This is a genomic window from Hymenobacter roseosalivarius DSM 11622, from assembly GCF_900176135.1.
GTDB lineage: Bacteria > Bacteroidota > Bacteroidia > Cytophagales > Hymenobacteraceae > Hymenobacter > Hymenobacter roseosalivarius.
The window spans coordinates 1-19,954 of sequence record NZ_FWWW01000024.1; the positions used below are offsets into that span (position 1 = coordinate 1).

General features: G+C 63.6%; 15 protein-coding genes. 14 read left to right on the forward strand and 1 reads right to left on the reverse strand.

Annotation, left to right across the window (positions count from 1 at the left end):
* Positions 1-291: 291 nt before the first annotated feature.
* The gene (locus B9A24_RS01035; RefSeq protein ID WP_084443278.1) at positions 292-1,470 is read right to left on the reverse strand and encodes a substrate-binding domain-containing protein; all 1,179 of its coding nucleotides are present in this window, start codon (positions 1,468-1,470) and stop codon (positions 292-294) included.
* Positions 1,471-1,959: 489 nt separating this feature from the next.
* Between B9A24_RS01035 and B9A24_RS01045 the strand changes: the two genes are divergently transcribed.
* The 14 genes from B9A24_RS01045 to B9A24_RS01110 all read left to right on the forward strand — a co-directional run.
* Positions 1,960-3,015, forward strand: coding sequence for a hypothetical protein (locus tag B9A24_RS01045; protein WP_084443280.1), 1,056 nt, complete (start codon positions 1,960-1,962; stop codon positions 3,013-3,015).
* Between the two features lie 377 nt (positions 3,016-3,392).
* The gene (locus tag B9A24_RS01050; RefSeq protein ID WP_084443281.1) at positions 3,393-6,368 is read left to right on the forward strand and encodes a SusC/RagA family TonB-linked outer membrane protein; all 2,976 of its coding nucleotides are present in this window, start codon (positions 3,393-3,395) and stop codon (positions 6,366-6,368) included.
* Positions 6,369-6,391: 23 nt separating this feature from the next.
* Positions 6,392-8,032 (forward strand): RagB/SusD family nutrient uptake outer membrane protein, encoded by a 1,641-nt coding sequence (locus B9A24_RS01055; RefSeq protein WP_084443282.1) that lies wholly within the window; start codon positions 6,392-6,394, stop codon positions 8,030-8,032.
* A 188-nt stretch (positions 8,033-8,220) separates the two neighbouring features.
* Positions 8,221-9,645, forward strand: a complete 1,425-nt coding sequence (locus tag B9A24_RS01060) for a hypothetical protein (RefSeq protein WP_234996895.1) — start codon at positions 8,221-8,223, stop codon at positions 9,643-9,645.
* 41 nt (positions 9,646-9,686) lie between these two features.
* Positions 9,687-10,850, forward strand: a complete 1,164-nt coding sequence (locus B9A24_RS01065; protein ID WP_084443284.1) for a glycoside hydrolase family 88/105 protein — start codon at positions 9,687-9,689, stop codon at positions 10,848-10,850.
* A 3-nt stretch (positions 10,851-10,853) separates the two neighbouring features.
* Entirely contained in the window at positions 10,854-12,110 is a 1,257-nt protein-coding gene (locus B9A24_RS01070) for a DUF2264 domain-containing protein (RefSeq protein ID WP_084443285.1), read from the forward strand.
* A gap of 97 nt (positions 12,111-12,207) precedes the next feature.
* Positions 12,208-13,446, forward strand: coding sequence for a mannonate dehydratase (gene uxuA, locus B9A24_RS01075; RefSeq protein ID WP_234996898.1), 1,239 nt, complete (start codon positions 12,208-12,210; stop codon positions 13,444-13,446).
* A 4-nt stretch (positions 13,447-13,450) separates the two neighbouring features.
* Positions 13,451-14,269 carry an SDR family NAD(P)-dependent oxidoreductase gene (locus B9A24_RS01080; protein ID WP_084443292.1) on the forward strand — a complete coding sequence of 273 codons (819 nt, stop codon included), beginning with the start codon at positions 13,451-13,453 and terminating at the stop codon, positions 14,267-14,269.
* Positions 14,270-14,294: 25 nt separating this feature from the next.
* Complete coding sequence (locus B9A24_RS01085; RefSeq protein ID WP_084443286.1) at positions 14,295-15,065, forward strand: SDR family NAD(P)-dependent oxidoreductase; 771 nt, start codon at positions 14,295-14,297, stop codon at positions 15,063-15,065.
* A gap of 94 nt (positions 15,066-15,159) precedes the next feature.
* Complete coding sequence (kduI, locus tag B9A24_RS01090) at positions 15,160-15,990, forward strand: 5-dehydro-4-deoxy-D-glucuronate isomerase (protein ID WP_084443287.1); 831 nt, start codon at positions 15,160-15,162, stop codon at positions 15,988-15,990.
* Between the two features lie 54 nt (positions 15,991-16,044).
* Positions 16,045-17,250 (forward strand): DUF4861 domain-containing protein, encoded by a 1,206-nt coding sequence (locus B9A24_RS01095; RefSeq protein ID WP_084443288.1) that lies wholly within the window; start codon positions 16,045-16,047, stop codon positions 17,248-17,250.
* Positions 17,251-17,271: 21 nt separating this feature from the next.
* On the forward strand, positions 17,272-18,111 hold the full coding sequence (locus B9A24_RS01100) for a sialate O-acetylesterase (RefSeq protein ID WP_084443289.1): 840 nt from the start codon (positions 17,272-17,274) through the stop codon (positions 18,109-18,111).
* Positions 18,112-19,518 (forward strand): sialate O-acetylesterase, encoded by a 1,407-nt coding sequence (locus tag B9A24_RS01105; RefSeq protein WP_084443290.1) that lies wholly within the window; start codon positions 18,112-18,114, stop codon positions 19,516-19,518.
* A 76-nt stretch (positions 19,519-19,594) separates the two neighbouring features.
* Positions 19,595-19,954: MFS transporter (locus B9A24_RS01110; RefSeq protein WP_143434685.1), on the forward strand; the 360-nt coding region annotated here is incomplete at its 3' end.

Sequence of the window (19,954 nt, forward strand, 5' to 3'; positions counted from 1 at the left end):
CTGACAATGCTTTACCCAGCGAACGGATAAAACTATAGTCTTAACCTTCGTTTTCGCTACTCTCTTTCGATTGCCTTGAGGTACGTATAAGACCATCGTGGCTGTTGCAGAACCCTCTAGCTCGTTTGAAAATAGGTCGCGCCTATCGGAGAGACCTGAAAAATCAGCTGTACGATTGGTTTGCGGGACTGCTTTGGTCGGTAGCGGCCTCGCTTGGTGTCGTATTTTGAAGTTCTGCAACAGCCACGGTCAATCTAGCAAAAGGAGGAAATAACAACCTGCAGCATGGGGCTAAATTCCCAGCTTGAATACCTCGTCGCGGTCCTTGAGCGAAGATTTGCGAATGATGAGGTCACCTTGAATAACATAGGTGCGCGGATGAAACAATTCTTTTTGCTGAATCTGCTCTAAAAAAAGCCGCGCCGCCTGCTGACCGATGCGGTGAGGGTGCAAGTCGACGGTGGTGAGGCCGGGTTCTAACATGCCGGCTAGCGGTTCATCCCCAAAGCCGGCAATGGCGACATCGGCGGGGATGCGGAGGCCGCGCCGCTTGAGGGCCGTCATGATGTCGAACGCATCAGAATACCGGATGGCAAAGATGGCATCGGGCGGTTCGGGCAGCTCCAGCCACCGGTTCAGGGCGGCCAGGGTGAGGGTAGACTGGAAGGTATTGTAGCAGAGCCACTCGCTGCGGAACGGAATGTGGTACTGCTTGAGCGCGCTTTGGTAGCCCGCTACCCGCTGCTGGTTGATGAGCAGCGACTCGGACCCGGCCAGCACCGCGATGCGGCGGCAGCCCTGCTGCAGCAGGTGCTCGGTGACGGCAAAGGCGCCGCCCCAGTCGTCAATCATCACGCGCGAGCTGTTCACTTCGTCGCTCACCCGGTCGAAATGCACCACCGGGATGCCGCGGTCGGCAGGCTGCTTTACGTGGTCGAAGTTCTTGGTTTCCAGGGAATGGCAAATAAGCAGGCCATCGACCCGGCTGGCCACCAGGGCCCGCACGTTACGCACTTCGGTTTCGTACGATTCCTTGGACTGGCAAATCATTACCTGGTACCCGGCCTCGTCGGCCACTTGCTGAATTCCGCTCACCACGGTCGCGAAAAACGGCCGCTCAAAGTCGGGGATAACTACCCCGATGGTGTTCGTGGCGCTGCTTTTCAGGCTTTGGGCCAGGGTGTTGGGCTGGTAGTCCAGCGCCTGAGCGGCTTCCAGAATGGCCTGGCGGGTGGTCGCGCTGATGTCGGCACGGCCGTTCAGGGCGCGCGATACGGTGGAGGACGCCACGCCCACGGCCCGCGCCACGTCGCCGAGAGTGGTTTGGGTGCGCCGCCGCTCCGGGGGCTGGTCGGCCTTGGGCAGAACGAAGCGGTAGTCGCAGGCTTTGCAGAAAAAGCGCTGGCGGCCCCGCACGAAGCCGGCCTTGAGGACCGAGTCGGGCCGCTGGCATTTGACGCAGGAAATCATGTCCGTTTGTGCTAAGGAAAGTAAACGCCTTGACCCGACCGTCTGATTTGCACTTGGTCCGGTTCGGCTAAATCAAAAGTAAGGCGAAATTTTTTTCTGCGGTTGTTGCGGAAGTTAGGTATCGGCAACGTTTCCGGAAACGTTGCCGATATTTTTTCGGCCAATATGTTTAAATAAACGCTGTTTTTAGTGGTTGTAATTTGCAAACTCCTTTTACATTTGGTCAAGGTTAGCGGGAAACGCTAGCCGGCTGCCTTCTGTCCCTATCATTGCCCGAGGCGGCCGGCCTCACCTCCCGATTGCACTTTTGCTGGCCCTGCCGGGGCGCTTCCAGCGGCTTGCCAGACAGCTGCTTTGAGGCACCTTTTTCAATAGTCACCGATGTAGCAACAGCAACCAAGGCTTCCTGCTTCGCGCCAGCACCGGTTTTTGACAGCAGCTGAGCCGCTTGTCTGGTCAAAAAGGGAACAAACCCTTTACCCTCACAAAATGAAACAAACCTATGCCTCCATGAAATGGCTTATCACCAGTTGCTTAATTGGCTTGCTCCCAATTAATGTATTCGCGACTACGTACTATGTAAGCGTAGCCGGAAACGACAGCAACGCCGGTACATCGGCCACCAGCCCCTGGCAAACCCTGAGTAAAGTAAGCACTAGGGCCTTTGCTCCCGGAGACCAGATTCTGTTTAACTCCGGCGAGATTTTCATTGGCCAGCTGATAATAAGCTCCAGCGGCGCGGCCGGTGCCCCCATTATTTATGGCAAATACGGCACGGGGGGCCTTCCATACCTGGCCGCACAAGGGGCAACTGCTTCTACCGTGTATTCCTACAACAAAGGGTATTTCGAGCTGAACGATTTAAAAGTAACCAACTACCTGCAGGGCAACGACATTAATAACGCATCGGCAGCACGTCTGCGCGGTATTCATCTGGTAAACGAAGACGCCGGCACCATCAATTACATCCACCTGAACCGCCTGGAAGTAACCGGCGTGAACAGTGAGCATGCGTCATTTACCAGCCCTTATTACGGTGGAATATTTTTTGACATCAACGGAACGGCCGTGCGCAGCAAATGGAATGATTTGCTGATTAGCCAGTGCAACATTCACGACCTGAGCCGCACCGGATTGAACTGGGAGTCTCCCTGGGATATCCGAAGCTCTTATTCAACTTACGGCACCAGTGCCGGCGGTGGCGAGATTGACAATTGGACCCCCAGCACGAATATCAGCATTCGGGATAACAGATTCGAACACATTACCGGGAACGGATTTATTATTCGCACGGCAATTAGCTCTTCCGCACAAGGCAATTTCTTCAACTATTGCGGCGAGCAAATTTCGGGCAACGCCGCTTTTTGTTTCAATACCGACAACTTCCTGTTTCAACTCAACGAAGCCCAGAACACCATAAGTAAGCTTGAACAAAGACAAGCTCCATTTACGGCGTGGAGTTTACCTGATTACCGTAGCTTCGGAAAAGAACGGAACGCAAACCGGCAGAATCCTGATGAACTAACCCCAAAGACCGAACCCTGAGGTCTGAATACAGAGGTTTGAGAGTAAGGCAAGGCTTGATTCTCAAACCTCTGCTTTTTTAGCGTTGGTCCAAAGACGGTGTTCAACAGCCAGATGACTTTGAAGCTGTTTAGTAATTCTACCCGCTTGTCATCCACCGCTGTCATCCTCATCTGGCGTCCGCTTGCGAAGGACCTCATCACGCCTGCGCCGGTTGCTTTACTGCCAATCATTCAGAGGTGAGAAGCTCCTTCGCTGCGCGGACGCCAGATGAGGATGACTGAACAAAGCAAAAAAACGCATTCCTAAACAGCTTCTAAAGTTGTCAACACGGCTCCGGCACGTGCCACTCCCTCCCCGGATTAATCGGACTTCTCCCTCTTTAAAAACCACCCTTTATGAAGATGCACTTCTACGCTTTCTTAATCGGCTTCAGGACTGCGCTCGGCCGGGGACTGGTAGCCTGGTCTATTCTGGGGCTCGCGCCGGTAATCGGCCTGGCCCAGGCAGTGACGCGCACGCTGACCGGCACGGTGACGGATGCCGACAACGCGGGCCTGCCCGGCGCCACGGTCGTACTGAAAGGCACCACCACCGGCGTTTCGACGGACGCCAGCGGCCGGTTTTCGCTGGCCGTGCCCAGCGGCGGGGGCACCCTGGTAATTTCCTCGTTGGGCTTCGCGGCGCAGGAAGTGGCGGTGACCAAGCAGGCGGCGGTGAGTGTGCGGCTGGCGGCCGAAACCACGGCCCTGAGCGACGTGGTGGTGGTGGGCTACGGTACGCAAAAGAAGAGCGACCTGACCGGCGCGGTGGTTTCCATCAACAAGGAGCGCCTCGCGCAGCTGCCCAACACCAACATCGCGCAGGCGCTGCAGGGCTCCATTCCCGGCCTCCAGATTAACAACAATGCCGGGGGAGCCGAGCAGAACAGCGTGACGATTCTGGTGCGCGGGCGCAGCTCCATCAGCGCCAGCACCACGCCGCTTATCATCGTGGACGGCATTCCGTACACGGGCAGCATCTCCGACATCAACCCCTCGGACGTGGAATCCATTGAGGTGCTGAAAGATGCGTCGGCGGCGGCTATCTACGGCTCGCGGGGCTCGAACGGGGTGATTCTGGTGAGCACCAAGCAGGGCAAGAACGGGCAGGTGCGGATTACCTACGATGCTTTTGCCGGCATCCAGCAGCTCACCAACCGGCCAAACCTGCTGACCGGCCCCGAGTTCTACGACTTCAAGAAGAACCGGGCCAACACCCCGGGCGGCTCCATCTCGCCCTCCGAGCAGGCCATTTACGATGCGGGCACCTACACCGACTGGTACAAGGAGGCGACCCGGCAGGGCTACCGGGCCCAGCACAGCCTGGGCGTGTCGGGCGGGGGCGACAAGGCCACCTTCTACGTGGGCGCCACCTACCTGGCGGTGGGCGGGGTGGCCGTGAACGACAACTACAAGCGCTACACGCTGCGGCCCAACCTGAACGTGCAGGTGACGCCCTGGCTGAACTTCTCGTCGGCCTCGCAGCTGTCGTACCAGAACCGGGCCGGCGTGTCGGCGGATTTTGCGGGCGAGCAGGGCGCCAACTTCTTCATTCCGCTGGCCAACCCCTACAACGCCGACGGCACGCTGGCTGTGTACGCCTGGCCCGAGTACAACCTGGCCGGCAACCCGCTGGCCGGCCTCCTGGCCCGCGACGTGAACAACACGTACCGCACCTTCACCACCAACTCGCTGCGCGTGGACCTGCCGTTTGTGAAGGGGCTGTCCTACAAGATTAACACGGGCGTGGAGCTGCAGACGACCAACCGCCAGACCTACTACGGGCGCGACACCCGCATCGGCCTCGAGGGCCGGGGCATCGCCACCAACATTAACTCGCTGGACCGGGACTTTACGCTGGAAAACATCCTGACCTACGCGCACGCCTTTGGCAAGCACAACCTGAACCTGACCGGCCTGTACAGCAGCCAGAGCAACGACAGTGACAGCCAGCAGCTGATTGGGAAAGGCTTTCCCAACGACGTGCTGACCAACTACCAGATGAATACGGCGACGCTGCTCACCCCCACGTCGAACTTTTCCAAGCAGAACCTGGAGTCGCAGATGCTGCGCGTCAACTACGGCTACGACAGCCGCTACCTGCTCACGCTCACGGCCCGGCGCGACGGGTATTCCGGCTTCGGGGTCGATACGAAGTACGGCATCTTTCCCTCGGTGGCCGTGGGCTGGAACATCTCGCGCGAGGCGTTCATGAGCAAGTTCGATTTCCTGACCAACCTCAAGCTGCGGGCCTCCTACGGCCTGAACGGCAACCAGGCCGTGAGCAGCTACCAGTCGCTGGCCACGCTGGCCACCCGCCAGTACCTGAACGGCACGACCATCCTGCCAGGCTACGTGCCCTCGCGGCTGGGCAACGAGAAGCTGAGCTGGGAATCGACCCGCTCGGCCAACGCCGGCCTGGACTTTGGCTTTCTGGACAACCGCATCCAGGGCAGCGTGGACGTGTACTCGCGGCAGACCTACGACCTGCTGCTGTTTCGCAACATCTCGTCGGTGCAAGGCTTCCGGACCATTATCCAGAACATTGGCAAAACGGCCAACGAGGGCGTGGAAGTGGGCATTACTTCGACCAACCTGAGCCGCAACGGCCTGACCTGGGTGACCACGGCCAACGGGGCCTACAACGCCAACCGCATCGTGGACCTGTACGGCGACGGGCGCGACGACCCCAGCAACAACTGGTTCATTGGCCGGCCCATCCGCACCATCTACGACCTGGAGTACGGCGGCATTTTTCGCAGCGCCGACGAGGTGACCGGTTCGCCCCAGCCCACGGCCCGCCCCGGCTACGTGCGGGTGCTGGACGCCAACGGCGACGGCAAAATCAACTCCGACGACCGCACCTTCCAGGGCAACCTCGACCCGAAGTACACCTACGGCCTCACCAACACGGTGGCCTACAAAGGCTTGTCGCTGATGGTGTTCATCCAGGGCGTGGCCTCCGTGACCAAGGAGAACCCGCTGGAGCAGGACGCCGTGTTCACCGACGTGCGCCGCAACACCACCAAGAAAGACTGGTGGACGCCCGACAACCCCAACGCCGCGCACTGGGCCAACGACGCCAACGCCAACACGTTCAACATCAACATCTACCAGGACGCCAGCTTTGCGCGGCTGAAGGACGTGTCGCTGGCGTACCAGGTGCCGGCCTCCCTGCTGCAATACGTCAAAATGGCCAGTTTGAAGGTCTACGCCTCGGGCCGGAACCTGGCCACCTTCACCGGCTACAAGGGCCTCGACCCGGAGCTGAGCAACCAGTTTGGCCTGCCCATGCAGCGCGAGTACCTGGTGGGTTTCAACGTGGGTTTTTAGCCTCGCCTTTTTCCTGAATCAACATGAAAAAATACACTGCCTGCGCGCTGGCCCTGCTGCTGCTGGGCCCGGCGCTGACCCTGACGAGCTGCCGGAAAGATTTTCTGGATGAAAAACCGCTGGACATCATCACCCCCGACAACCTGTTCGTGAACAAGGCCGGCTTTGAGTCGGGCCTGTACGGGCTGCTGAACCTGGTGCGCAAGGAGCGGGCCGGCGCCGACGGCGGCGTCAACAGCCTGCCCCTCACGGCGGCCTTCATCGGCGTCGATAATGCGTTCAGCCAGTTCCCGGCCACGAGTGCGCCCGAGCAGGTGTTCAACGAATTCGGCCCCCAGCTCAGCGCCATCGACGGCGGCGTGCGGCAAACCTGGGAGTACCTCTACCAGGTGGTGAACGCCGCCAACACCATCATCAGCCGGGCCGAAAACCCGGAAGTACGCTGGACACCCGTCGAGAAAAACCAGATTGTGGGCGAGGCCCGGCTCATCCGCGCCTGGGCCTACCGCCACCTCACCTACCTGTTCGGCGACGTGCCGCTGAACGTGGTGGAAACCAGCGGCGCCACCATCCGCACCGACTTCGAGCGGACCCCCGTGGCCGACGTGCGCCGCCAAATGGAAGAGGACCTGCTGTTTGCCGAGGCCAACATGACCGCAGCCGCGCCGACCGAAGCCCGGATGCCCCGCGCCGTGGCCACGCACTACCTGGCCGAGCTGTACCTGACCACCGGCGACAACCAGCAGGCCAAAGACAAAGCCCTGGCCCTGGTAACGAATCCGCTGTACCGGCTGGTGACGGCGCGCTACGGCGTGCGGCGTGCGCTGCCCGGCACGCCGTTCACGGACATGTTTCTCGACGGCAACTCCAACCGCAGCCAGGGCAATACCGAAGCCCTGTGGGTGCTGCAGAACGAGTACCAGTCGCTGGGCGGCGACTTCAACATCATGCGCCGCTGGTGGGTGAACCGCTACGAAACCATTACGGTGGGCGGGAAGCGGCCCATCGTCGTCACCGCCGACAACGGGGGCCGGGGCCTCGGCCGCTTTGGCATCACCCGCTTCGGCCTGAGCTTGTACGGGCCCGGCGACGAGCGCAACTCCTACCACGCCATCCGGCAGTTCTGGCTGATGAACAACACGGCCGCCAACGCCCTGCCCACCGGCGCCCGGCTGGGCGACACGGTGCGCACCACCCGCACCGGCCTCGAAACCCTGGCCAACCCCAGCTGGCCCAGCACCCGCAAGTGGGACTGGGCCCCCGCGGTGCCGGAAGACGTGCAGAACTCGTCGAACTACAACGACCAGCTTTACCTGCGCCTGGGCGAAACCTACCTGCTGCTGGCCGAGGCCCAGTTGAAGCTGGGCGACGCGGCCGGCGCAGCCACCACCCTCACCACGCTGCGGGCCCGCGCGCGCGCCACGCCCGTGACGGCCGCCAACGTGACGCTGGACTTTATTCTGGACGAACGGTCGCGGGAGCTGATATCGGAGGAACACCGCCGCTACACCTTGCTGCGCACCGGCAAGTGGCTGGAGCGCACCCGACTCTATAACAAGATTTCAGGTCCCAAAATCACGCCCCGCGACCAGCTGCTGCCCATCCCGCAGTCAGTGATTGACGCCAACCTGACCCGGGTCCTGCCGCAGAACCCCAACTACTAGCGCCGAGGACTGCGGGCTGAGGGGAGGAATTGGCCCGTTGGGTTAGGTGAGTAGGGCGGCCGTGAACGGCTTCGCAGTGGTGAGTGAACCGCCGCCGCCCCCTGCTGCCGAGCCTGGTAGGACTTGCTCCCGGCCTTTTCCCATTCTTATTTATTGCCACCAAGCGCCCCGTGCTGCCGATGACACTAATGAAAACCCTGAAAACACGCGCCAGGGCCTGGCTGGCTTTGCCGCTGCTGGCGGCCGGCCTGCCCGCCCCCGCCCAGACAACCGACTCGCTGACCGTGGAGGCCCGCAAGTGGAGCCGCGACAAGCAGCACGTCCCCTTCTATTCGCCCTGGGTAACCTTCAAGGCGATGACCGTGGACCGGCTGCCGGGCTTCCGCCCCGCGCCGCCCCCGGCGTTGAGCCGCTACGGCGGCGACGCCACGCGCACGTGGAAAGCCACGGGCTTTTTCCGGACCCAGCAAGTGAAGGGCCGGTGGTGGCTGGTGGACCCGGACGGGCACCCGGGCCTGACCATGGCCGTGACCAGCATCCGGCCGGCGCCGGCGGCCACCAGCACGGCGGCGTTTGCCAAGGCGTTTGCCTCGCCCCAGGACTGGCTGGCCAAAACCCAGGCTGTGCTGGACCAAGGCGGCTTCAACGGGGCTGGCACCTGGTCGGAAACGCCGGCCATTCAGGAGTACAACCGCACGGCGAAGAAGCCCATCACCTACGCCCCCATGCTGGGGTTTATCAACACGTTTGGGCAGCAGCTGCTGAAGTCCCGGCCCGCGAGCAAGCAGCAGCCCCGGCCGGCGGTGGTGTTCGACCCCGGCTGGGCGGCTTTCTGCCAGGAGCACGCCCGCGGGGCGGCCGCCTACCGCACCGACGCCAACGTGCTGGGCCATTTTTCCGACAACGAAATTGCTTTCATCCCGACCCTACTGGGCAAGGTGCTGGCCCTGCGCGACCCCGCTGAGCCCGCCTACGCCGCCGCCGTGCAGTGGCTGGCCACCCAAAAGGCCGACTCGGCGCACCTGACGGCCGACCTGAAGGACGCCTTTGCCGGCTACGCGGCCGCGAAGTACTACCAGGCCGTGAGCCCGGCCATCAAGAAAAACGACCCCAACCACCTCTACTTGGGCACCCGGCTGCACGGCAGCGCCAAGTTCAACCGCCACATCTTCGCCGCTGCCGAGCCCTACGTGGACGTGGTGTCGATAAACTTCTACGGGCAGTGGCAGCCCACCCGCGCCACCCTGGCCCAGTGGGCCCGCTGGACCACCAAGCCGTTTTTCATCTCCGAGTTCTACACCAAAGCCGAGGACTCGGGCCTGAGCAACATGACCGGCGCCGGCTGGCTGGTGCGCAAGGAAGCCGACCGCGCCACCCACTACCAGAACTTCTGCCTGGCCTTGCTGCAAGCCAAAAACTGCGTGGGCTGGCACCACTTCCGCTACCAGGACAACGACCCTACCGACCCCGGCACCGACCCGCCGGACATGGGCGTGAACAAGGGCATCGTGGACACCAAGTACCAGCCCTACACCACGGTACTGCCCGCTATGAAGCAGCTGAATCAGAACGTGTTCGGGCTGATTGAATTTTTTGACAAGCAAAAGAAATAACCTGCGCCGGCGTCTTTGCCGGCCCGCCCCTTCCCTCCACTATGCGCTTTCCTCCTCGTTTCCTGTTCCCCTTTTCTGTCTGCCTGCTGGCCCTGTTTCTGGGCACCGGCATCCCGGCCGGCGCCGCCCCGCCGGCCGGCGCCGCCCTGCCGGCGGGAGTCAGCAAGAGGCTCTTCAAGCCCCGCTACATCAAGAAGCGGCTGCTGAAGGTGGCCGACTGGCAGCTGGCCCACCCCAAGCACGCCCTCACGGACTGGACCAACGGCGCCTTCTACGCCGGCGTGTTCGCGGCCTACGAGGCCACGCAGTCGCCCAAAATCCTTGATTCGCTCATGGCCATGGGCGAGCGGAACCGCTGGCTGCCGGCGCCGAAGTTTGGCCACGCCGACGACATTGCCATCAGCCAGACCTATCTGAACCTGTACCGCCTAAAGAAAGACCGGCGCATGATTCAGGCTACCATCGACACCGTGGCCAAGCTGCGCCGGCTGGCCACCAACCCCGAGAAGGAAAAGCACGGCATCACCTGGTGGTGGTGCGACGCCCTGTTCATGGCCCCGCCGCTGCTCACCAAGATGAGCGTGACGCTGAATGACCCGTCGTATTTCACCTTCAGCGACTCGCTTTACCACCAGACCTACGAACGGCTCTACCACAAGGAGCAGCACCTGTTTGCCCGCGACGCGCGCTACCTGGCGACGGCCGAGGGCGAGGGCAAGCGCAAGGCCTACGAGGCCAACGGCCAGCTGGTGTTCTGGTCGCGCGGCAACGGCTGGGTGATAGGCGGCTTGGCGCTCCTGCTGAACGAGTTGCCCGCGGACCACCCGCGCCGGGGCTTCTACGTGACCTTGTTTCAGCAAATGAGCGCCAAGCTGGCCGAGCTGCAGCAGCCCGACGGCCTGTGGCGGGGCAGCCTGCTTGACCCCGCGGCCTACCCCGGCGGCGAGGGCTCGGGCTCGGGCTTCGACTGCTTCGCCATGGCCTGGGGCATCAACCACGGCCTGCTTGACCGGGCCCGGTACCTGCCCGTGGTGCAAAAAGCCTGGGCGGGCCTGAACGGGCTGGTGTCGGCCGAGGGCCGCGTGGGCTGGGTGCAGCCCATCGGCGGCGACCCGCGCCGCAACTTCAACGCCGAAAGCTATGAAGTGTACGGGGCCGGCGCCTACCTGCTGGCCGGCTCCGAAGTCATCAAGCTCGCCCAATAAGCCATGAACCGTCGCCATTTTACCGGGTTGCTGTCGGGGGCCGCGGCGCTGCCGCTGGTGGGCACGGGGGTGCCCGGCGCGCTGGCCGCCGCCGCCTCCCACGCGCCGAAGCCGCCGAAAAACGACCGCGCCTACTGGCTGCAAACGCTGCTGAAAGTGGTGGACCCCGTGCTGCAGGCCCTGGACAAAGGCCAGCTGAAAGCCCGGATGCCGGTGGAATCGGCGGCTGAAAACCAGGAAAGCCGCCGCAAGGTGTCGCACCTGGAGGCCCTGGGCCGCTCGATGGCGGGGCTGGCCCCCTGGCTGGAGCACGCAGCCGAAGCCGGCGAGCAAGCCCAGCAGGAGCAGTACCGCCAGCTCGCCCGGCGGGCCCTGGCCAACGCCGTAAACCCGGCCTCACCCGACTTTCTGAACTTCAACCAGACGCGCCAGCCGGTGGTGGACGCGGCGTTTCTGGCCCTGGGGCTGCTGCGGGCGCCCACGCAGCTCTGGGAAAAGCTGCCGGCCGCCACCCAGCAGCACGTGGTGCAGGCCCTGCAAAGCAGCCGCGTCATCAAGCCGGGCTACAACAACTGGCTGCTGTTCAGCGCCACCATTGAGGCGGCGCTGCTCAAGTTTACCGGCGCCGGCGACGAGATGCGCATGGACTATGCCCTGCGCCAGCACCAAAGCTGGTACAAGGGCGACGGCGCCTACGGCGACGGCCCCGAATTTCACTGGGACTATTACAACGGCTACGTCATCCAGCCCATGCTGCTGCAGGTGCTGCGCACGCTGGTCGACGCGGGCAAGGGCGACAAGGAACTGGCCGCCAAGGTACTGAGCCGGGCCCAGCGCTACGCTACGATACAGGAGCGGCTCATCGGCCCCGACGGCTCCTTTGCCGCGTTCGGCCGCTCGCTGGCCTACCGCTGCGGGGCGTTTCAGCTGCTGGCCGATGTGGCCCTGCAGCGCCAGTTGCCGGCCGAGCTGCCGCCGGGCCAGGCGCGCACGGCCCTCACGGCCGTTATCCGGCGCACGCTGGAGGCGCCGGGCACCTTCGATGCCGGGGGCTGGCTGCAAATCGGCTTGTGCGGCCACCAGCCCGGCATTGGCGAAAACTACATTTCCACGGGCAGCCTCTACCTGTGCTCAGTGGCCTTTTTGCCCCTGGGGCTGCCGGCCTCCGATGCGTTCTGGGCGAGCCCGGCCCAGGACTGGACGGCCAAGAAAATCTGGGCGGGGGTTGATGTGAAAGCCGACCACTCCTACAAAGAGTAGCCCCGCTTCCTGATTGGTCTCCTGTTTCAGCTTCGGCCTTCCCTGCGCGCCACTGCCCATTAGTCCACCGATTTCTACCTCGATTTTCTCCACAGCTATGCGGCACACCATGCGCTGGTTCGGGCCCCAGGACCCGGTTTCGTTGTTCGATTTGCGCCAGGCGGGCTGCGTGGGCGTGGTCACGGCCCTGCACCACCTGCCGGTGGGCGCGGTGTGGCCGGTGGCCGAAATCCGCGCCCGCCGGCAGCTCATCGAAGCCGACAACGGCGCGTACGCGCCCCTGCACTGGCTGGTGGTGGAAAGCCTACCGGTGCATGAGGACATCAAAAAAGGCCGGCCGGGGCGCGAGCAGCTCATCGAAAACTACCAGCAGAGCCTGCGCAATCTGGCGGCCTGCGGCGTGCGCACGGTGTGCTATAACTTCATGCCCGTGCTGGATTGGTCGCGCACCGACCTGGGCTACGAAATGCCCGACGGCTCGCGGGCCCTGCGTTTCGTGTGGGAAGATTTTGCGCTGTTCGACCTCTGCATTCTGCGGCGGCCGGGGGCCGAAGCGGACTACGAGCCCGAAGTGGTGGCAGCGGCCAAGACGCAGTTTGCTGGCATGAACCCGGCCCAAGTTCAGCAGCTCACCGAAACCATTCTGCTGGGTTTACCCGGCGCGGAAGAGAGCTTCGAACTGGCCGGCTTTCAGGCGATGCTGGACGAGTATGCAGGCATCGATGCCACCGCGCTGCGCGAAAACCTGCACTACTTCCTGCGCGCCGTGGGGCCCGTGGCGGCCGAGGTGGGCGTGCGCTTGTGCATCCACCCCGACGATCCGCCATTTCCGCTGCTGGGGCTGCCACGGGTGGTAAGCACCGAGGAAGACCTGGCCGGCCTGCTGTCCGCCTACGACCACCCCGCCAACGGCCTCACGTTTTGCACCGGCTCGCTGGGCGTACGGCCCGACAACGACCTGGCCGGCATGGTGCGCCGCTTCGGGCCGCGCATTCACTTCGTGCACCTGCGCGCCACCCGGCGCGAAGCCAACCCGCGCAATTTTCACGAGGCCGACCACCTGGCCGGCGACGTGGACATGTACGCCGTGGTGCGCGAGCTGGTGCGCGAAGAGCAGCGCCGCGAGCGGGCCGGCCGGGGCTGTGCCGCCCTGCCCATGCGCCCCGACCACGGCCACCAGATGCTCGACGACCTGAGGCCGGATAAAAAGACCTACCCCGGCTACTCCGCCATCGGCCGCCTGCGCGGCCTGGCTGAGCTGCGCGGCCTGGAGCTGGGCATCCGCCGGGCCCTGAGCGAAACCTTAGAACCTGTTCATCACGCTATTGCAAGCTGATTTTATGAAAGACTTACTCAATGGAATAGCCGCGGGCAGCGTGGTTCAGGCCAAAACCCGGCCCGGCCGCAACCTTTTTTCGCTGGAAGGCCAGTTGGCGTTGGTAACGGGCGGGGGCACGGGCATCGGGTTGGAAATCGCACGCTGCATGGCGCACGCCGGGGCCACGGTCGTCATCACGGGTCGGCGGGAGGCGGTGTTGCGCGACGCCAAAAACGAGCTTGGCGACGCGGTGCAATACCTCGTGAACGACGTGGCCGACCTGGGTTCTCTCGATGGCTTGGTAGCGGAAATCGAAGCTCTGCACGGCCCGCTCGACATCTTGGTGAACAATGCCGGCATCAACTTGAAAAAGCCGGCGCTGGAAGTAACGGACGAAGAATTCAATCGCATTATTCACACCAACCTCAATTCCGTTTTTGCCCTCACCCGCGCCTGCGCCCGGCGCATGGTGGCCCGCCGCAAGGGCGTTATTCTCATGATTTCGTCGATGGCTGCCTACTACGGCATTGACCGCGTGGTGGCCTACGCGGCCTCCAAATCAGCGGTGGAGGGCATGGTGAAGGTGCTGGCCTCGGAGTTTTCCAAGGACAACGTGCGGGTGAATGCCATCGCGCCGGGCTTCATCGAAACCGAGATGAGCCGCACGGCCCTGAACAACGACCCCGAGCGCCGCGACCGCGCCCTGCGCCGCACGCCCATGGGCTGCTTCGGCCAGCCGGCCGACATCGGCAACGCCGCCGTGTTCCTGGCCTCCGAAGCGGCCTGCTACATCACCGGCGCCTCGCTGCCCGTCGATGGCGGCAATTCCATCGGCTTCTAAGCCGCCCTCCCTGTAGCTTTCCCTCATGAACAACGCCCCGCTATTTAGTCTTACCGGCAAACGGGCCCTGGTAACGGGCTGCAACCGCGGCATTGGCCTGGCCATGGCCGTGGGCCTGGCCGAAGCCGGGGCCGACATCATCGGGGTGTCGGCCACGCTGGCGCCGGCCGGCAGCGCGGTGGCGCGGCAGGTAGAGGCCCTGGGCCGGCAATTCTCCGCCTACCAGGCCGACTTCAGCCAGCGGGCGTCGATGGACCGGTTTGCGGCCCAGGTGATGCAGGATTTTCCGCGCATCGACATCCTGGTCAACAACGCCGGCACCATCCGCCGGGCGCCAGCCGCCGAGCACTCCGACACCGATTGGGACGAGGTGCTCGCCATCAACCTGAGCGCGCCCTTCCGCCTGGCCCGTGCCATCGGGGGGCAGATGCTGCGGCAGGGCAGCGGCAAAATCATCTTTACGGCCTCGCTGCTCACTTTTCAGGGCGGCATCACGGTGCCGGGCTACGCGGCCAGCAAGGGCGCCGTCGGCAGCCTGGTGAAGGCGCTGGCCAACGAGTGGGCCGGCCGGGGCGTGAATGTGAACGGCATCGCGCCCGGCTACATCGCCACCGACAACACCGAGGCCCTGCGCCAGGACCCGGAGCGCAGCACCGCCATTCTGGCCCGCATTCCGGCCGGCCGCTGGGGCCAGCCCGACGACTTTAAAGGTCCCACTGTTTTCCTCGCTTCCGCCGCCGCCGACTACGTGCACGGCACCATTCTCACCGTTGACGGCGGCTGGATGGGACGGTAATTTCTTCAATGGTTAATGGTCGGTGGTTAATGATTAATTCGTCCACTGCATCAATTCGTAAACCACTGATCATTAATCACTAACTATTAAATAAATGACCCAGCGCTTTGCCATTGGCCCCCGCGAAACGGCTTCCCTCGACACTGCCGGGCTGCGGGAGCATTTCCTGATTGAGACGCTGTTCGCGCCCGGCGAAATACGCCTGACCTACACGCACTACGACCGCATGATGGTGGGCGGGGTGCAGCCGGCTGGCTCGGCCGTGGCCCTGCCGTGCCCCGAGTCGCTCAAGGCCCGCTTTTTTCTGGAGCGCCGCGAGTTGGGCGCCCTCAACGTGGGCGGGCCGGGCCAGATTGTGGTCGACGGCACGGTGTTCGAGCTGGGCCACCAGGACTGCCTCTACGTGGGCCGGGGCGCGGCCGACGTGCAGTTTCGGAGCGCCGACCCGGCCCACCCGGCCAAATTTTACCTGTTGTCGGCCCCGGCGCACGCGGCGCACCCCACCACACGGCGCACCCAGGCCGAGGCCACGCCGGTGGAGATGGGCGCCGCCGAAACGGCCAACCGCCGCACCATCTACAAGTACATCTACGCCGAGGGCCTGCAAAGCTGCCAGCTGGTGATGGGCCTGACGCAGCTACAGCCCGGCAGCGTGTGGAACACCATGCCCGCCCACACCCACGACCGGCGCATGGAGGCCTACCTGTACTTTAACCTACCCCCCGGCCAGCGCGTGCTGCACCTGCTGGGCGAGCCCCAGGACACCCGCCCGCTGTGGGTGAGCAACGAGCAGGCTATTCTCTCGCCGCCCTGGTCCATCCACACGGGCTGTGGCACCAGCGCCTACGCCTTCATCTGGGGCATGGCCGGCGAAAACCGCGAGTACACCGACATGGACGCCGTGCCCCTCGACACGCTACGCTAGGCCCGCCCCGACGCTCTGGCCCGGCGGGCATTGAACCACTCCCCATTTTGTCTTGTGAAAAAATCCTCCCTCGTCCTTTATAGTGCCTTGGCAGCCGTATCGGGCGGTTTGCTGGCAGGTGCGCCGGCCCCCAAAACCCAGGTCCTCACGGTAACCAACCGCCTGAACCTGGCGCGCAAAGCCGAAACCGTCAGTCTGCCGATGAGCCAGCTGCGGGCCTTAGCCGAAAGTTTCGGGCCCGAGAATATCCTGGTGAAAGACGCCGCCAGCGGGCAGGTGCTGGTGAGCCAGCTGCTGGACAACGACGCCGACGGTCGGGCCGACGAGTTGATTTTTCAGACCGATGTGCCGGCCAGGGGCGAGCGGAAGTTTGCGCTGAGTAGCGCCAAAAACGCGGCTGCCGAGCGGCCGCAAAGCCCGTTCACCACGTTTTCGCGCTTCGTGCCCGAGCGCACCGACGACTACGCCTGGGAAAACGAGCGGGTGGCGTTCCGCACCTACGGCCCCGTGGCCCAGCAGCTTTTCGAGGCGGGCAAAAAAGACGGCACCCTGAGCAGCGGCATGGATTGCTGGCTGAAGCGCGTGTCGTTTCCGGTCATCGACAAATGGTATGCCGGCCACGTTGTTCGCCCTGGCTTTTACCACAAAGACATCGGCGAAGGCTACGACCCCTACCACGTGGGCGTGAGCCGGGGCTGCGGCGGCATCGGGGTGTGGGATAATGACCAGCTCTACGTCTCCAAAAACTTCACGAGTTACAAGACGCTGGCTACTGGCCCCATCCGCACCGTGTTCGAGCTGACCTATGCCCCCTGGGACGCCAACGGCCGCACCGTGACGGAAAAAAAGCGCATTTCGCTGGATTTGGGCAGCAACCTGACCCGCTACGAAGAACAGCTGAGCAGCGCCCAGCCCCTGCCGAACTGCACCATCGGCCTGACCCTGCACAATCAGAAAGGCACGGTAAAAGCCGACTCCACGGCCGGCTGGTTCCGCTATTGGGAGCCCGTCGATGATTCAGAAATGGGCACCGGCGTGGTGATAACGCCCGCCGCCCTGCTCCGTTTCGCCGACTACCGGACGGAGAAGAAAGACCTGAGCCAGCTGCACATCAGGGTGAAGCCCGCGAACAAAGTGGTGTACTACGCCGGCTTCGGCTGGAAGAAGAGCGGCCAGTACGCCTCGGCGGCGGAGTGGGATGCTTACCTGGCGGACTTTGCCCGGCGGCTGGCCTCGCCGCTGCAAGTGAAATTCAAGTAAAGGCCTTACCGGATGAAACGGATGGAATGCCTTTTCCTGCTGCTCGGGCTGCTGGCCTGGCTGCCCACAATTGCGCGGGCGCAGGGCCAGCCGTGCCCCCAACCCGACCCCGGCTTCCACCTCTACCTGCTCATGGGCCAGTCGAACATGGCCGGGCGCGGGCCCCTTACCGAGGCCCTGCAAGGCGTGGGCCACGCGCGGGTGTTTATGCTAAACGCGGCCGGCGAGTGGGTGCCGGCGCGCCACCCGGTGCATTTCGACAAGCCCAAAGTGGCGGGGGTGGGGCCCGGCCTGTCGTTTGCCGTGGCCATAGCCGAGGCGAATTCAAACATCAAAATCGGCTTGGTGCCCTGCGCGGTGGGGGGCACAGCCATCAGCCGCTGGCAGCCCGGCGCCTACGACGACATCACCCAAACGCACCCGTACGACGATGCCGTTTTGCGCATTCAAAACGCCATGCGTTGTGGGGTGGTGAAGGGCCTGCTCTGGCACCAGGGCGAGGCCGACAGCAACCCCACGGCCGCTGCGGCCTACCTGCCCAAGCTGAGCGAGCTCATCGGGCGGGTGCGCCTGCTCACGGGCCAGCCCGCGCTGCCGGTGGTGGCGGGCGAGTTGGGCCGTTTCAAAGCGAACAACATCGATTTCAACGCTCAACTCCGGCACCTGCCCGAGGTGGTGCCCCACACCGCCGTGGCCACCTCGGAAAACCTGGTGGACAAAGGCGACCAAACCCATTTCGATGGGGGGTCGGCGGATGAACTGGGCCGCCGTTACGCCGCCAAAATGCAGGCGCTGGAATCCGCCGCGCCCGCCGCTCCGAGCGCCGGGAAACGCAAAATCAAAGCGAAAACCCGACTTTAGATGAAGTACCTGTTTTTGTTGGCCGCCGTGGCGGCGGGGCTTTTGGCGGCGCCGCGGGCGCGGGCCAAAATCCGCCTGCCAGCCCTCATTGGCCCCAATATGGTAGTGCAGCAGCGCAGCCAGGCCCCGCTGTGGGGCTGGGCCCGACCGGGCAGCGCGGTGAGCGTGCTGACCTCCTGGGACCAGAAAACCTACGCCGCCAAGGGCGATGCGCAGGGCCGCTGGCGCGTGAAAGTGGCTACGCCGGGCGCGGGCGGGCCGTACTCGCTCACCTTCAGCGACGGCGAAAAGCTCACCATCGGCAACGTGCTGGTGGGGGAAGTGTGGGTGTGCTCGGGGCAGTCGAACATGGAGATGCCCATGCGCGGCTTCAATTCGCAGCCCATTCTGAACGGCAACGAAATGATTGCCAGCTCGGCCAGCCCCACGCTGCGCTTGTTTAAGGTGAGCCGGGCCACGGCCCTGATGCCCCAGGCCGACTGCAAAGGCCAATGGGACGCGGCCACCCCCGAAACCGTGCGCGAGTTCAGCGCCCTGGCCTACCAGTTTGGCGCCCGGCTACAGCGGCAGCTGCACGTGCCGGTGGGGCTGGTGCTGTCCACGGTAGGCGGCACCATGATTGAAACCTGGATGAGCCCAGCCAGCCTGCAGGCCTTCCCAATGGTGCGGATTCCGCCTAGCCTGGACACGGTGAAAGCCCCGCACAAAGCGCCCACCGCCCTTTTTAGCGGCATGATAGCGCCCGTAGTAGGCTACGGCATCCGGGGCGTTATCTGGTGCCAGGGCGAAAGCAACCGCCACGAGCCGGCCCTCTACGAAAAGCTGTTTCCGGCGATGGTAGCCGACTGGCGCCAGCAGTGGGGCCAGGGCGAGTTCCCGTTTTACTACCTGCAGATTGCGCCCTTCGGCTCGACCGACAAAACCCGCAGCGGCGCCCGCCTGCGCGAAGCCCAGCTCAAAAGCATGGCCGCCATTCCCAATTCCGGCATGGCCTCGGCGATGGACGTAGGCATGGAGAAATACATCCACTTCATGGACAAAACCGCCCCCGCGCAGCGCCTGGCCTACTGGGCCCTGGCCAAAACCTACGGCATCAAGGGCATCACCTACAGCGGCCCGGTGTACAAAAGCCTGACGGTGGACGGCCGCAAAGCCATGCTGAGCTTCGACTACGCCGAGTACGGCCTGACTTCTTTTGGCAAGCCGCTCGCGCTGTTTGAGGTGGCCGGGGCCGACAAGGTTTTTTACCCCGCCACGGCCACCATAAAAAGCGGCAAAGTGGAAGTGGCGAGTGAGCAGGTGGCGGCCCCCGTGGCCGTGCGCTACGCCTTCAAGGAGTTTGTAACCGGCGATTTATTCAATAATGACGGGCTGCCAGCGTCCTCGTTTCGGACGGATGACTGGTAGGGTACCCCTTTGTCTTTGTTCGCCGGGGGCAACCTCCCTTCCCGGCGCCTAACCATACCAATCCAACAACGAGCCCATGACCCCATCTTCCCCAGGCCGCTACCGCTGGACCGTCGTGGCGCTGCTGTTCTTCGCCACCAGCATCAACTACCTCGACCGGCAGGTGATTGGTTTGCTCAAGCCGACGCTGGAAACGCAGTTTAGTTGGACCGAGACGGACTACGGGCACATCGTCATGGCTTTTTCGGCGGCGTATGCGGTGGGACTGCTGCTGTTTGGGCGGCTCATCGACCGGATTGGAACCAAGCGGGGCTATACGCTCTCGATTATTGCCTGGAGCGGTGCCGCCATTGCGCACGCTTTTGCCAGCAGCACGCTGGGGTTTGGGGTGGCGCGGGCCGCCCTGGGGCTGGGCGAAGCGGGCAATTGGACCAAG

Coding starts and splice junctions, on each gene's coding strand:
- B9A24_RS01035 (WP_084443278.1), bottom strand. CDS start 1,470: ATGATTTCCTGCGTCAAATGCCAGCGGCCCGACTCGGTCCTCAAGGCC.
- B9A24_RS01045 (WP_084443280.1), top strand. CDS start 1,960: ATGAAACAAACCTATGCCTCCATGAAATGGCTTATCACCAGTTGCTTA.
- B9A24_RS01050 (WP_084443281.1), top strand. CDS start 3,393: ATGAAGATGCACTTCTACGCTTTCTTAATCGGCTTCAGGACTGCGCTC.
- B9A24_RS01055 (WP_084443282.1), top strand. CDS start 6,392: ATGAAAAAATACACTGCCTGCGCGCTGGCCCTGCTGCTGCTGGGCCCG.
- B9A24_RS01060 (WP_234996895.1), top strand. CDS start 8,221: ATGAAAACCCTGAAAACACGCGCCAGGGCCTGGCTGGCTTTGCCGCTG.
- B9A24_RS01065 (WP_084443284.1), top strand. CDS start 9,687: ATGCGCTTTCCTCCTCGTTTCCTGTTCCCCTTTTCTGTCTGCCTGCTG.
- B9A24_RS01070 (WP_084443285.1), top strand. CDS start 10,854: ATGAACCGTCGCCATTTTACCGGGTTGCTGTCGGGGGCCGCGGCGCTG.
- uxuA (WP_234996898.1), top strand. CDS start 12,208: ATGCGGCACACCATGCGCTGGTTCGGGCCCCAGGACCCGGTTTCGTTG.
- B9A24_RS01080 (WP_084443292.1), top strand. CDS start 13,451: ATGAAAGACTTACTCAATGGAATAGCCGCGGGCAGCGTGGTTCAGGCC.
- B9A24_RS01085 (WP_084443286.1), top strand. CDS start 14,295: ATGAACAACGCCCCGCTATTTAGTCTTACCGGCAAACGGGCCCTGGTA.
- kduI (WP_084443287.1), top strand. CDS start 15,160: ATGACCCAGCGCTTTGCCATTGGCCCCCGCGAAACGGCTTCCCTCGAC.
- B9A24_RS01100 (WP_084443289.1), top strand. CDS start 17,272: ATGGAATGCCTTTTCCTGCTGCTCGGGCTGCTGGCCTGGCTGCCCACA.
- B9A24_RS01105 (WP_084443290.1), top strand. CDS start 18,112: ATGAAGTACCTGTTTTTGTTGGCCGCCGTGGCGGCGGGGCTTTTGGCG.